This window comes from Qaidamihabitans albus (assembly GCF_016464705.1).
GTDB lineage: Bacteria > Actinomycetota > Actinomycetes > Mycobacteriales > Pseudonocardiaceae > Qaidamihabitans > Qaidamihabitans albus.
The window spans coordinates 74,800-88,077 of the sequence record NZ_JAEHOB010000003.1; the positions used below are offsets into that span (position 1 = coordinate 74,800).

12 protein-coding genes are annotated in these 13,278 nt (G+C 72.9%); 7 read left to right on the forward strand and 5 right to left on the reverse strand.

The window, feature by feature from the left end:
* Window positions 1-7: 7 nt before the first annotated feature.
* Window positions 8-709, reverse strand: coding sequence for a DUF6474 family protein (locus JAP66_RS06610; protein WP_307849464.1), 702 nt, complete (start codon window positions 707-709; stop codon window positions 8-10).
* Between JAP66_RS06610 and JAP66_RS06615 the strand changes: the two genes are divergently transcribed.
* Window positions 641-2,278 (forward strand): TM0106 family RecB-like putative nuclease, encoded by a 1,638-nt coding sequence (locus JAP66_RS06615; RefSeq protein ID WP_199430711.1) that lies wholly within the window; start codon window positions 641-643, stop codon window positions 2,276-2,278. The genes JAP66_RS06610 and JAP66_RS06615 overlap by 69 nt on opposite strands.
* Before the next feature lie 68 nt (window positions 2,279-2,346).
* Here the strand turns inward: JAP66_RS06615 and JAP66_RS06620 are convergent, their stop codons facing one another.
* On the reverse strand, window positions 2,347-3,105 hold the full coding sequence (locus JAP66_RS06620) for an SDR family NAD(P)-dependent oxidoreductase (RefSeq protein WP_199430712.1): 759 nt from the start codon (window positions 3,103-3,105) through the stop codon (window positions 2,347-2,349).
* Window positions 3,106-3,240: 135 nt separating this feature from the next.
* On the opposite strand from JAP66_RS06620, the gene JAP66_RS06625 reads away from it, so the two are divergent.
* Both JAP66_RS06625 and JAP66_RS06630 read left to right on the forward strand, forming a co-directional pair.
* On the forward strand, window positions 3,241-4,548 hold the full coding sequence (locus tag JAP66_RS06625) for a UDP-glucose dehydrogenase family protein (RefSeq protein ID WP_199430713.1): 1,308 nt from the start codon (window positions 3,241-3,243) through the stop codon (window positions 4,546-4,548).
* Window positions 4,549-4,581: 33 nt separating this feature from the next.
* Window positions 4,582-6,357 (forward strand): gamma-glutamyltransferase family protein, encoded by a 1,776-nt coding sequence (locus JAP66_RS06630; protein ID WP_199430714.1) that lies wholly within the window; start codon window positions 4,582-4,584, stop codon window positions 6,355-6,357.
* A gap of 41 nt (window positions 6,358-6,398) precedes the next feature.
* Here JAP66_RS06630 and JAP66_RS06635 read toward each other — a convergent pair whose 3' ends face one another.
* From JAP66_RS06635 to JAP66_RS06645, 3 genes are read right to left on the reverse strand one after another with little or no spacing between them, the layout of a single operon-like run.
* Window positions 6,399-6,761 (reverse strand): ester cyclase, encoded by a 363-nt coding sequence (locus tag JAP66_RS06635; RefSeq protein WP_199430715.1) that lies wholly within the window; start codon window positions 6,759-6,761, stop codon window positions 6,399-6,401.
* Window positions 6,762-6,781: 20 nt separating this feature from the next.
* Complete coding sequence (locus JAP66_RS06640; protein ID WP_199430716.1) at window positions 6,782-7,675, reverse strand: VOC family protein; 894 nt, start codon at window positions 7,673-7,675, stop codon at window positions 6,782-6,784.
* Window positions 7,668-8,192: an RNA polymerase sigma factor gene (locus JAP66_RS06645; protein WP_199430717.1), complete on the reverse strand. Its 525-nt coding sequence runs from the start codon at window positions 8,190-8,192 to the stop codon at window positions 7,668-7,670. The genes JAP66_RS06640 and JAP66_RS06645 overlap by 8 nt, the downstream gene beginning before the upstream one ends.
* Before the next feature lie 74 nt (window positions 8,193-8,266).
* Between JAP66_RS06645 and JAP66_RS06650 the strand changes: the two genes are divergently transcribed.
* The 4 genes from JAP66_RS06650 (at window position 8,267) to JAP66_RS06665 (ending at window position 13,161) form a co-directional block, all read left to right on the forward strand.
* Window positions 8,267-10,372: a molybdopterin oxidoreductase family protein gene (locus tag JAP66_RS06650; protein ID WP_199430718.1), complete on the forward strand. Its 2,106-nt coding sequence runs from the start codon at window positions 8,267-8,269 to the stop codon at window positions 10,370-10,372.
* A 78-nt stretch (window positions 10,373-10,450) separates the two neighbouring features.
* Window positions 10,451-11,362 carry a hypothetical protein gene (locus tag JAP66_RS06655; RefSeq protein ID WP_199430719.1) on the forward strand — a complete coding sequence of 304 codons (912 nt, stop codon included), beginning with the start codon at window positions 10,451-10,453 and terminating at the stop codon, window positions 11,360-11,362.
* 21 nt (window positions 11,363-11,383) lie between these two features.
* Window positions 11,384-12,499, forward strand: coding sequence for a sensor histidine kinase (locus tag JAP66_RS06660; protein ID WP_307849465.1), 1,116 nt, complete (start codon window positions 11,384-11,386; stop codon window positions 12,497-12,499).
* On the forward strand, window positions 12,496-13,161 hold the full coding sequence (locus JAP66_RS06665) for a response regulator (RefSeq protein WP_199430720.1): 666 nt from the start codon (window positions 12,496-12,498) through the stop codon (window positions 13,159-13,161). Before JAP66_RS06660 ends, JAP66_RS06665 begins: the two co-directional genes overlap by 4 nt.
* Window positions 13,162-13,278: the final 117 nt, after the last annotated feature.

Below are 13,278 nucleotides of genomic sequence, written 5' to 3' on the forward strand. Positions count from 1 at the left end.
CCGGGCGCTAGACGCCGAGGCGGTGCAGCAGCTGACCCTCGATGTGCTCGAGCTCGGCTGCCACCGCCTTGTGCGCCGCCTTGCGGCGGGCCGCAGGCATCCGCTCCGAAGCGCGCACCGAGGCGGCCAGCTGTTCGAGAGTGCCCTGGCTGCGCTCGGCGAACGCCTGGTCGTCCTCGGTGGCCTTCGGTGCGGACCGTAGCTCCGCCAGCCCGTTCGCGGCGCCTGCGACGCGGGCGAGCAGCGCGCCACCGCGCCCGGTGAACTCGCTGAGCTGCTCGATGCCGACGCCCATCCGCCGCGCCTGGTACTGGTCGTAGGCCTCCCGTGCGGCACCCGCGGCCCGCACGGCGAGCGGGATCAGGGCGGTGCCCGCCGCCGGGACGATCACCTTGGCCACCCGTACGGCATTGCGCGCCTTCTTCGGCGTCAGCCCCTCTTCGGCCTTGGCGGCCTTCTTCGCCTTGCTCGCGGCCTTGCTCTCAGCCTTGCTTTGGGCCTTCTCGGCCTTCCTCGCGCTGCGCGCCATCGCCCGCTCACCTCCGTGCCGTGCCGGTCGGCGTCGAACATACTTCCCGGTCGCGGGCCGGGCACGTCGGCCAGCCACGTCACTGTCGGTGCGCTCTCTTACAGTGAGCACATGACCAACGAGGTGTTGCTGGACGCGGGAGCGGTCACTCGCTGCCGCCGACGAGTGCACCTCGAACACGACCCGACCATGCGGGACACCCCGCTCGCGCCGCCCGACCCGGCCGCCGAGCAGCGCATCGCCGACGCGCGGGCGCACCGGGCGGAGATCGCGCGTCGGCTGGAGGCGGCAACCGAAGGTCCATGGGTGACGGTCCCCGCCGAGCTGCCCGCGGCGGAGCGCGTCCGGCTCACCGGCGAGGCACTCGCGGCCGGTACGGCCTACATCTGGGGCGGCCTGCTGCCTTCCGACGAGGAGGGCGGCAGGCGCGGCGGCGCCGAGCTGCTGGTGCGCACCGATGCGGGCTACCTGCCGCTCATCGTGGTGCGGCACCGCGTCACCGACCCGGGCGAAGGCGCCCGTACCACGCCCCCGACCGACCTCGATCCCGCCAACTTGCGCACCGACCCGGAGCGCAAGGTCCGCTCGCAGCCGCGGGACCAGCTCCGCCTCGCGCACGTCCGGCGGCTGTTGCAGCGCGCCGGTCACGCCGAGCCGGGCCGCGCGCTCGGCGCCGTCATCGGGCTGGACGCCGACGTGGTGGTGTGGCACGAACTGGACGCCGCGACGTGGCCGGGCGGCCGTAGCACGCTGGCCGAGTACGACTCGCGCTTCGCCGACCGGCTCGCCGTCGCCCGCGCCGCCGCCACCCGGTCCCCTGCGCTCGCCGAACCCTCGCGGATCCTGGAGTGCAGGCGCTGCCCGTGGTGGCCGATCTGCGAGAGCGAGCTCAACCGTGGCCGCGACGTCAGCCTCGTCGTGCGCGGCGAGGACGCGATGGAGCTGCGCCGGGCGGGGGTGTCCACCGTCGACAAGCTGGCGGCCCTCGATCCGGCGGACGAGCCGCCAATCCAGTGGACGGGCACCACGTTCACCGACGCGGTGGCGCTGGCCAGGGCCTGGCTCGCGGACCTGACCGTGGTGCGCCGGGTCGAGAAGGTGACGGTGCCCCGCGCCGACGTCGAGGTGGACATCGACATGGAGAGCTTCGGCGACTCCGGCGCGTACCTGTGGGGCTGCCTGCTTGGCGGCACCGACATCGGCGTCGAGCGCGGCTACCACGCGTTCGCCACCTGGGACCCGCTGCCGACCACCGATGAGGCGCGCTCCTTCGCGGAGTTCTGGGCCTGGCTCTCCGACGTGCGCGCCCGGGCCACCGCGGCCGGGCTCACCTTCCGCGCCTACTGCTACAACGCGCTGGCGGAGAACCGCTGGCTCTTCGGGTCCGTCGAGCGCTTCGCCGGCATGGACGGCATCCCGACGCGCGCGGAGCTGAGCTCCTTCGTGGAGTCCGACGAGTGGGTCGACCTCTTCCGCAGCGTCACCGACCAGTTTCTCTGCTCACACGGCAAGGGGCTGAAGGTGATCGCGCCGGTCGCAGGTTTCCGGTGGCGCGACGCGGAGGCGGGCGGCGAGGCGTCCATGCGCTGGTACCGCGACGCGGTGGGCATGGACGGCACGGCTCCCGACCCCGCCCAGCGCGAACGTCTGCTGCGGTACAACGAGGACGACGTGCTGGCCACCCGCGCGCTGCGCGAGTGGATGAGCGGCCCCGCCCGCCATGAGGCCCCCTACATGCACGACCTCTGAACTGCCATGAACGACCCGTTACTGGCATTTTCTGCCAGTGACGGGTCGTTCATGGCAAACGGCGTGGGTCAGCGGGGGGCCATGCGGAGGGAGCCGTCGAGACGGATCACCTCGCCGTTGAGGTAGTCGTGCTCGACGATGTCGATGGCGAGTTGCGCGTACTCGTCCGGCCTGCCGAGGCGCTTCGGGAACGGTACGCCCGCGGCCAGCCCGGCGCGGATCTCCTCGCCGACCGTGGCGAGCATCGGGGTGTCGATGATGCCGGGGGCGATCGTCATCACCCGGATGCCCTGCGAGGCGAGGTCGCGCGCCGCGGGCAGGGTCATCCCGACGACACCGCCCTTGGACGAGGAGTAGGCGACCTGGCCGATCTGCCCGTCGAACGCGGCGACCGACGCCGTGTTGATCATCACGCCGCGCTGGTCGTCCGCAAGCGGCTCGGTCTTCGCGATGGCTTCCGCGGCGAGCGTGACGACGTTGAACGTGCCGATCAGGTTCACCTCGACCACCTTGCGGAACAGGTTCAGGTCGTGCGAGCCCTTCTTCGACAGGATGCGCGCGGACGGCCCGATGCCCGCGCAGCCGACGACGATGCGCAGCGGCACGCCCGAGCCGGCGGCCTGGTCCACGGCTCGTCGCACCTGCTCCGGGTCCGTCACGTCGGCCTCGACGTAGGTGACGCCTTCGACCTGCTCGGCCTTCTCGATCGAGCCGGCCAGGTCCACGGCGAACACCCGCGCCCCCTTCGCGGCGAGTGCCTTCGCGGTGGCGCCGCCCAGCCCGGAGGCACCCCCGGTCACGATTGCCGCGGTGTCGGTGATCTGCATGGTCGTCCTTTCTCGATCGGCGAAACCCAGTACAGGTTAACGCTCGTTCGCGCGGGTCATTCGTCGACCAATGGCCGCCCGCCGGTTCCCCCGGTGTTCGCCCGCAGGTCAACTGCGGCTGCGACCTTCGGGGGCATGAGCGCAGCTCGGATCGTCGTTGTCGGAACCGGGTACGTGGGGCTCACCACGGGTGCCAGCCTCGCCAGCCTCGGTCACCGCGTCACCTGTGTCGACGTGGACAGGGCGAAGGTCGCCCGGCTCGCGGCCGGCCGGGTGGACATCATGGAGCCGGGGCTCGCCGAGCTGGTGGCGCGCGGGCTGACCGGCGGCCACCTTTCGTTCGTCGTCGGAGCGCGGGAGGCGGTCCGGGGCGCCGAAGCCGTCTTCCTCTGCGTGCCGACCCCGATGGGCGCCGGTGGCGAAGCCGACCTGCGGGCGGTGGAGTCCGTCGTCACCGAGGTCGCGGACGTGCTGCCCGCCGGATGTGCCGTGATCACCAAGTCGACGGTGCCGGTGGGCACGGCACGGCGGATCCAGAGCCTGCTCGGGCGCCCCGACGTGCCCGTGGTGTCGAATCCCGAGTTCCTCCGCGAGGGCACCGCGGTCGCCGACTTCCTCGGCCCCGACCGGATCGTCGTGGGCTCCGACGACCCCGACGCCGCGCACCGGGTGGCCGGGCTCTACCGGCAGTTGCGCGCGCCCAGCGTGATCACCGACGCGGCCAGCGCCGAGCTGGTCAAGTACGCGGCCAACTGCTTCCTCGCGATGAAGCTCTCCTATGTGAACTCGGTGGCCGAGCTGTGCGAGCGGCTCGGCGCGGACATCGAGGCGGTGACGGAGGGGATGGGCCACGACCGCCGGATCGGCCGGTCGTTCCTCAAACCGGGCCCCGGCTGGGGTGGCTCGTGCCTGCCGAAGGACACCAGCGCGCTGCTCAGGGTGGCCGAGGCCGCCCGGTTCGACTTCGGCCTGCTCGCCGCGGCGGTGCAGGAGAACTTCGCCCAGCGCGACCGCGTCATCGCCAAGATCGCCGGGGCGGTCGGCGGCCGGCTCGCGGGCGCCCGGATCGGGCTGCTCGGCCTCACGTTCAAGGCAGGCACTAACGACCTGCGCGACTCGCCCGCGCTCTCGGTGGCCTCGATGCTGAGCGCGCACGGGGCCGACATCGCCGCCTACGACCCGGCGGTCGACGGGGAGCTGCCCGGAATGACCGTGTTCGGCGACGCTTACCGGGCGGCGCGAGGTGCGGACGCCGTGGTGTTGCTCACCGAGTGGCCGGAGTTCCGGCAGCTCGACTGGGCGTATCTGGCCGGGCAGATGCGGGGCGACGCGGTGATCGACACCCGTAACCTGCTCGAACCGCGCGTCGTGCTGGATGCCGGGCTGAGCTGGCAGGGGATCGGCCGGACCCGCGTGCACGTACTCCCTGCTTCCGTTAGTTGAGCGAACGAACCGTTCGCCCGTAGGGTCGGTCCCGTGTTCACGACTAGACCCGAGCTCGCCGGTACGCACGGCATGGTCGCGTCAACCCACTGGCTGGCCTCGGCAACCGGCATGGCCGTGCTGGAGGACGGCGGCAACGCCTTCGACGCCGCCGTCGCGGCCGGTTTCGTCCTCCAGGTCGCCGAGCCGCATCTCAACGGCCCGGGCGGGCAGGTGCCCGCGATCCTCGTCAACGCCGGCGACCCGAAGCCGAAGGTGCTCTGCGGACAGGGTGTCGCGCCGGCCGCCGCGGCCCCGGGGCACTTCGCGGACCTGGGTCTGGACCTCATTCCCGGCAGCGGGCTGCTCGCCGCGACCGTGCCGGGCGCGTGGGACGCGTGGCTGCTCCTGCTGCGCGATCACGGCACCAAGACGCTGCGCGAGATCCTCGGCTACGCGATCTCCTACGCCTGGAAGGGCGTTCCGGTGGTCGGCCGCATCACCGAGACGATCGACACGGTGTCCGATCTGTTCGCCCGGCACTGGCCGACGTCGGCGCAGCTGTGGCTGCCCGGCGGTGAGGCGCCCGCGCCCGGCTCGCTGCACCGCAACCCGACCCTCGCGCGGACGTGGCAGCGGTTGCTCGGCGAGGCGGAGACGGTGCCGGGCCGCGAGGCGCAGATCGACGCCGCCCGCCGCGCCTGGTCCCAGGGCTTCGTCGCCGAGGCCGTCGAGGCGTTCAGCAGGCAGGCCTTCCGCGACGACTCCGGGCGCGACCACGCCGGGCTGCTCACCGGCGCGGACCTGGCCGGCTGGGAGTCCTCGTACGAGGACGCGCTCGTCACCGACTTCGGCGAGTGGAGCCTGGTGAAGTGCGGGCCGTGGACGCAGGGCCCCGCCCTTGCGCAGCAGTTGCGCCTGCTGGAGGGCTTCCGCGACGAGCTGTCGTACGTGGACGGCAGGCCGACCGCGCGGACCGTGCACCTGGCCACCGAGTGCACGAAGCTGGCCTTCGCCGACCGGGAGGCCTGGTACGGCGACACTGGTGACGTGCCGCTGGAGTGGCTGCTCTCCCGCGAGTACGCGGAAAAGCGGCGCGCCCTCGTCGGCGACGAGGCGAGCGGCGAGCTGCGGCCGGGCGGGCGGGACCCGAGACTGCCGAAGATCCTGGCGCAGACGCGGGGCCGCCGGGCGGGCACCGGCGCGCTCGGCGAACCGACCGTCGGCCCGGAAGGGCAGACCCGCGGCGACACCGTGCACATCGACGTGGTGGACGCCGACGGCAACATGGTGTCGGCAACGCCGTCGGGCGGCTGGTTGCAGTCGTCCCCGACGATTCCGGAGCTCGGCTTCTGCCTCGACTCGCGGGCGCAGATGTTCTGGCTCGAGGAGGGCCTGCCGAACTCGCTCGCGCCGGGCAAACGGCCGCGGATCACGCTTTCGCCGTCGATGGCGCTGCGCGGGGGCGAGCCGACGCTCGCCTTCGGCACGCCGGGCGGCGACCAGCAGGACCAGTGGCAGCTGTGCTTCTGGCTGGCGCACACGCTCGGTGAGCTGAACCTGCAGGAGTCGATCGACGCGCCGGCCTGGCACACCACGGCCTTCCCGAGCTCGTTCCACCCGCGCTGGTGGATGCCGCGTGAGCTGGTGGTGGAGTCGCGGATCGGCGAGGCGGCGATGGCCGAGCTGCGCGAGCGCGGGCACGACGTCGTCGACGCCGGGGCATGGGCGCTCGGCCGCCTCTCCGCGGTCTCCCGCGACCCGGTCACCGGCATCCTGCGCGCCGCCGCCAACGCCAGGGGGATGCAGGGCTACGCGACGGGCCGGTAACGCTCGTGAGTGCACACGCGAGTTAGAACACTGTTACGCACTCACGAGGCGGGCGCGGTCGGGTCCTCCGCGATCACCCAGTACTCGGCGAACGCGTCGCCCGCGCGGCGCAGCAGGTCGTGCCCGCGGAACTCGACCGGCTCGCCCGCATGGCTTCCCCTGGCGAGCCAGCGGGCCGCCACCAGGTCGCCGTCGGCCACCGGGCCGACCTCGACCTCGAACGCCAGCTCGTCGAACATCTCCCTGCCCTGGCGGATGACCGCGGCGAGCTGGTCCGGGCCGCGCACCAGGGCGGGCCGGCCGGGCCAGTTGCCCACGAAGTCCTCGGTCACCACCCCGCGGGCGAGGCGTTCGAGCTCACCGAGCTCACCGTTCCACAGTTCGTGCAGCCAGCGGTCGTACACGTCGCTCCTTCCGGTCGCCGTCACTGCTGCCAGAGCCAGAACTCCACACCCTGGTCGTCAACGCAGTCCGCGGTGCGCCCGTACGGCTCCTGCCGCAGCTCGCGCACCTCGCCGCCTCCCGCGCGCACCCGCGCGGCGGCCGCCTCCACGTCGTCCACGGCGTACATCATCTTCCAGCCCGCGTACGGCTGCCCGCCCCACAGACCGGAGTCGGGCAGCCCGGTGCCCTCGACGCGCCACGCCCTCGGCACGCTGCCCGCGCCGAACTGCCAGCCCAGTACCGCACCGTAGAACGCCTTGGCCCGCTCGTCGTCGGGAACGGTGAACGTGAAGTACCCCGCCTCGCCATGCCGGGGCGCGGGCATTCCGGCCTGCGCGGGCCGGGCCGCCTGGGCCAGCAGCCAGCGCTGGCCGAACGGGTCGCGGATGCTCCCGGTCAGACCGTGCCCGCGGTCCTCCACCGGGCCTAGCCGTTCCGCGTCCAGCGCCACGGCCCGCTCCACGGCGGCGGCCACGTCGGGCACCTCGACCCGCAGCGTCGCGCCGCCCGAGGGCGCCACCACGTGCCCGATCTCGGGGAACTCCTCGGCCAGCATCAGCACGGAGTCGCCGATCGCGACCTCGGCGTGGCCGATCTTGCCGTCGTCCATCACGATCGGCTCACCGCGCCGCCGCGCGCCGAACACCTCGACGTAGAAGTCCAGCGCCCGCCGGGCGTCCTGTACCGCCAGGTACGGGGTGAGCGAGTGCATCTCGGCACCCGCGGGTGCCTCGGTTGTCGTCATTTCGTCTCCCTCGTTCAGGACCGAGGCGCGCAGCGCCTCCCGCAGGTCGGCGGCGAACACCGGATCCGGGTCGATCGGCTGGTGCGGGCGGCGCAGGGCGTCGAAGGCATCCCTGGACGGGTCAGTCATCGTCGCCCTCCTTCCCCTCGTACCGGCGTCTGAACGCGGCCCTGGCGCGCACGAGCAGCGCCTCGGTCGCGTGCACGGTGCGCTGCAGGTGCTCGGCCACCTCGGGCACGCTGAGCCCGTCCACGTGGCGCAGCGTCAGCGCGGCGCGGTGATGCGGACCGAGCAGCGCGAGCACCTGTCTGGCCCGCAGCGCTTCGAGCTCGACGTCCCACGGATCGACGACGTCGGGCTCGCTCCCGTGCACCAGCCGCAGTCCGCGGTCCTCGCGGGCCTGCCTGCGCCAGTGATCGGCGAGCTTGTGCCGCGCGATGCCGATCAGCCACGCGATGCTCACCGGCGGCGCGCCCGGCCTGCGGCAGCTGCCGACCGCGCCGAGAAACGTCTCCGAGGTCAGCTCCTCGGCCAGCGTGCGATTTCCGCAACGGGACAGCAGGTAGCCGTACACCTCCGGCAGGGCGTCCTCGTACAGGCTGAGCAGCGCGAATGCCGGATCCGGTCGTATCCGTGGCTCCGTCACGCTCCCATCGTCGTCCGGGACGATCGAACTCCGACGCCTTCACCCGGACTTTTCACCCGGCGTAGCTTGTCGGCATGGCCACCACGCATCACCACAGCTGCACCCTCTGCGAGGCCACCTGCGGGATCACGGTGACCGTGGACGGTGATCGGGTCACCGGCATCCGCGGCGACAAGGACGACCCGTTCTCCCGCGGCTACATCTGCCCGAAGGCCACCGCGCTGGCCGACGTGCACCACGACCCCGACCGGCTGCGCCGCCCGCTGGTCCGCTTCGGCGACGAGTGGATAGAGACCAGCTGGCCCGCCGCGTTCGAGCTGGTGGCGAGCGGGCTGCGGGAGGTCCGCGACCGGCACGGCAAGCACGCGCTGGCCGTCTACCAGGGCAACCCGAGCGCCCACAACCTCGGCCTGATCACCTACGGTCAGCCGTTCTTCCGCGCCCTCGGCACGCGCAACCTGTTCTCCGCGACGTCGGTCGACCAGCTACCGCACATGCTGGCCGCGCTGGAGCTGTTCGGCCACCAGCTGCTGATGCCCGTACCGGACATCGACCGCACCGACCTGTTCCTGTGCCTCGGCGGCAACCCCGCCGTGTCCAACGGCAGCATCATGACCGCCCCGAACGTGCGGGCGCGGCTGAAGGACGTCCGCCGGGTCGTGGTGGTCGACCCGCGCCGCACCGAGACGGCGGAGCTCGCCGACGAGCACCTGTTCATCCGTCCCGGCACCGACGCGCTGCTGCTGTTCTCGATGGTCAACGTGCTGTTCGCGGAGAACCTGGTGTGCACCGGCAGGCTCATCCCGCACCTGGTCGGCACCGGCATCCTCGCCGAGGTCGCGCGCGGCTTCCCGCCGGAGCGCACCGCGCCGGTCACCGGCGTCGACGCCGACCGCGTCCGGGCGCTGGCCAGGGAGCTCGCGGGCACGTCGCGGGCCGTCGTCTACGGCCGGGTCGGTGTCTGCACGCAGGAGTTCGGCGGCCTGGCCGCGTGGCTCGTGGTGGTGCTCAACGCGCTCACCGGGCACCTCGACGAGCCGGGCGGCGCGATGTTCACCACCCCGGCCGTCGATGCGATCCCGCTGGCCGCCCTTTCCGGCAACCGTGGCAGCTTCGGCCGCTACCGCAGCCGCGTGCGGGGACTGCCCGAGTTCGGCGGCGAGCTGCCGGTGGCCGCGCTCGCCGAGGAGATCGAGACGCCCGGTGCGGGACGGATCCGCGGGCTGATCACGTCGGCGGGCAACCCGGTGCTCTCCAGCCCCAACGGGGCGCGACTCGACGCGGCGCTGGACGAGCTGGACTTCATGGTCTCGATCGACCCCTACCTCAACGAGACCACCCGGCACGCCGATGTCATCCTGCCGCCGACCACCCACCTCGAGCGTTCGCACTACGAGCTGGCGCTGGCGAACTACTCGGTGCGCAACGTCGCGAAGTACTCGCCGCCGGTGTTCCGGCGCGGGCCGGACCAGCGGCACGACTGGGAGATCATCCTCGAGCTCGCCACCCGCGTGCTGGGCGGCGGCGCCCCGGCGCGGCTGCTCGCCGGGCTCGGCCCCGAGGCGCTGCTGGAGCTCGGCCTTCGCGCCGGGCCGCACGGGCTGCGCAAGCTGCACAGGGGGCTGTCCCTGCGGAGCCTGAAGCGGCAGCCGCACGGAGTCGACCTCGGACCACTGGAGCGCCGCCTCCCGGGACGGCTCGCGACACGGCGCGGGCAGATCAACCTGGCGCCGCGGGTCTACCTCGACGACGTGCCCAGGCTGCGCGACCTGCTCGACGAGCCGCCCGGCGGTGAGCTGGTGCTGATCGGCAGGCGGCAGCTGCGCAGCAACAACTCGTGGATGCACAACAGCGAGCGACTGGTGAAGGGCAGGGACCGCTGCACGCTGCTCGTGCACCCGGACGACGCGCGTGAACGCGGGCTCGCCGACGGCGACCGGGCGGTCCTGTCCTCCGCCACCGGCACGATCGAGGTGCCGGTGGAGATCACCGACGCGATCATGCCAGGCGTGGTGAGCCTGCCGCACGGCTGGGGACACGGGCGCACGGGCACACTGCTGCGCGTGGCGGCGGAGCATCCGGGTGTCAGCGCGAACGACGTCACCGACGAGCGGCGCGTCGACGCGCTGACCGGCACCGGCGCCCTCTCCGGCGTGCCCGTCCGGCTCGGCGGCGCGTAGCCGGCTCCCTCCCGAGCGGGAGGGAAACCAACCTCGCGCGGGAGCCGGCGAAGGGCCGCGCCCGCGAGCCTGGAGAGCATGACAACGAACGGCACAGTGCACACCGGGCGGCTGCGCAAGATCCGTTTCCTCGTCGGCTACGCGGCGATCGTCGGCACCCTGCCCTACCTGACGCTCAAGCTGGCCTGGCTCTCCGGAGGCACGCTGGGCCTGCGCGAGCCCGAGTTCGTCGACACGCCGACCATGTACGCGGCGAACCTGTTCACCGGCGGGATGGTTCTCGTCGCGATCCTGCTGGCGCTGACCTTCACGCACGCGTGGGGCCTGCGGGTCCCCGCGGGGCCGCTGCTGTTCCCGATCTGGGTCGGCACCGGCTACCTCGCGCCGATCGCCCTCGGCATCCCGGTCATCGGCCTCAGCTTCTTCACCGACGAGGGCGGCGGTGGTGCGATGCCGCTGGAGGCCTGGGTGACGCCGCTGGTCTACGCCAGCTTCGCCTGGCAGGGCTTCACGCTGCTCACGGCGTTCGCCCTGTACGCGCGGGTCCGGTGGGCCCGGCTGTTCACGGGTTACGCGGCGCCCGGCCGGCTGGGGCTGCTCGGTGGCACCGGGGCACTGGTCGCCGTGGTCACCGGCGCCGTGCAACTCGGGCGGGTCGTCGTGCCGGACGGGGACGCCTCGGCCGCGATGCGGTTCATGGACGGCGTGGACGGGGTGCTCGCGTTCGCCGCCGCGGCCGCGATGCTGGTGATCGCCAGGGGCAACGTCGGCTTCCGGCTGCCGATGGTGCTGGTGTGGGTCGGCTCGGCCGACCTGTTCGCGTGGGGACTGTGGAGGCTGTTCAGCTCGCTGGGCAACGGTGAGATCGGCGTGCGCATGATCACCGAGCAGGGGCAGGTGCTCGGTGGGATCCTGCTCGCGCTCGCGCTGCTCGCTAAGGCACGGGTCGTAACGCAAGAGCCGCTTTCCACCGGACGCGCCGCCGGGTGATCCGGGGGTAGCTTTCAGGGCGTGTTCGCAGCCAGGAAGCCAGTGGGCGACGTGCTCCTCACGCTCGGCCTGCTGGCGTTCGTCCTGGTCATCACCACCGTGGCCGCCGGGCAGCAGGACGCGGCCCGGTCACTCGACGTGCTGGGTTACGGCTGGCTCGTCGCCGCCGCGTTGCCGCTGCTGCTGCGCAGGCGGTTCCCGCTCGTGGTCTTCGCCGCGAGCACCGCGCTCACGCTGACCTACTACTGGTCCGGCTACCCGGGCGGGCCCGCGATCGTGCTGCCGGCCGCGGCACTGTTCACCCTCACCACGATCCGCGGTCCGATGGTGGCCGGGATCGTCGGGGGCGTCCTGCTCGCCGCGCTGTACGCGGCGCACGTCGCGGCCGGGTTCGGCTGGCTGCCCGGCGCCGGTGCGGCCGGGTTCGTCGCGGGCGTGGCCGCCGTCATCGGGATCGGCACGGCCGTGCGCAACCGCGTGGACGCGGTCACCGCCGCGCGGGAGCAGGAGGCGGAGCACCAGTACCGGCTGGCGGAGCAGGAGCGGTTGCGCATCGCCAGGGAGGTGCACGACGTCGTCGCCCACAGCCTCGCCATGATCAATGTGCAGGCGGGTGTGGCCGCACACGTGGCCGACCGCAGGCCGGAGCAGGCCAGGGAGGCGCTACGGGAGATCAAGGAGGCCAGCGCGATGGCCCTTGCCGACCTGCGCGCCACCCTGGCGGTGCTGCGCTCCGGCGAGCACCGCGCCCCTGCGCCGAGCCTGCGCCAGCTCGACGAGCTGCTCGACCACGCCAGGTCGGCGGGACTCACGGTGAAGGTGCGCGGGCGGCCAGGGGAGTTGCCCGCGCCGGTGGACGCCGCGGCGTACCGGATCCTGCAGGAGTCGCTTACCAACGTCGTGCGGCACGCCACCAGGGCGAGCGAGGTCGACATCCGGTTCGGGCGGCGCGACGGCGGCCTGGAGATACTCGTGCGCGACGACGGCATGGGCGCGGAGCCTGCCCAGTCCGGCAACGGGTTGCGCGGGATGCGGGAACGGGCCGAGGCGCTGGGCGGGCGGATCGACGCGGGCCCGGTGCGGCACGGCGGCGGCTTCGAGGTCAGGGCCCTGCTGCCGATGGAGGAACGGACATGACGATCCGCGTGGTGCTCGCCGACGACCAGTCGCTCGTGCGGGCGGGGTTCCGGGTGCTGCTGGACACCGAGGACGGCTTCGAGGTCTGCGGCGAGGCGGGCGACGGCGAGCAGGCGGTGGCGCTCGCCAGGGATCAGCACCCGGACGTCGTGGTCATGGACGTGCGCATGCCCGGCGTGGACGGCCTCGAAGCCACCCGGCGGATCACCGCGGACCCGGAGCTGACCGGGGTCAAGGTGCTCGTGCTGACGACGTTCGACATCGACGAGTACGTGTACGAGTCGCTGCGGGCCGGAGCCAGCGGGTTCCTGCTGAAGGACACCGACCCGGTGGAGCTGCTGCGGGCGCTGCGGGTGGTGGCGGCCGGTGAGGCGTTGCTCGCGCCGACGGTGACCCGGCGGCTGATCGCCGAGTTCGTCGCGCGGCCGGGCAACCGCCGCATCGACACCGGCGCGCTGCGGGAGATCACCGACCGGGAGCGGGAGGTGCTTGCGCTCGTCGCGGGCGGGCTGTCCAACGACGAGATCGCGACCGAGCTGGTGATCTCGACGGCGACCGCCCGCACGCACGTCAGCCGGATCATGACCAAGCTCGGCGCCAGGGACCGCGCGCAGCTGGTGGTGCTCGCCTACGAGTCCGGGCTGGTCCGGCCGGCCCGCTGATCAGCGCAGGCCGCGGCGGGCGCGGGACACGCTGCGGGTCGCGCGCACCACGAACACCAGCGCCAGTACCGCGACGAAGGTGATCTGGAGCCACATGATGCCCTCCCTTCGGACCCG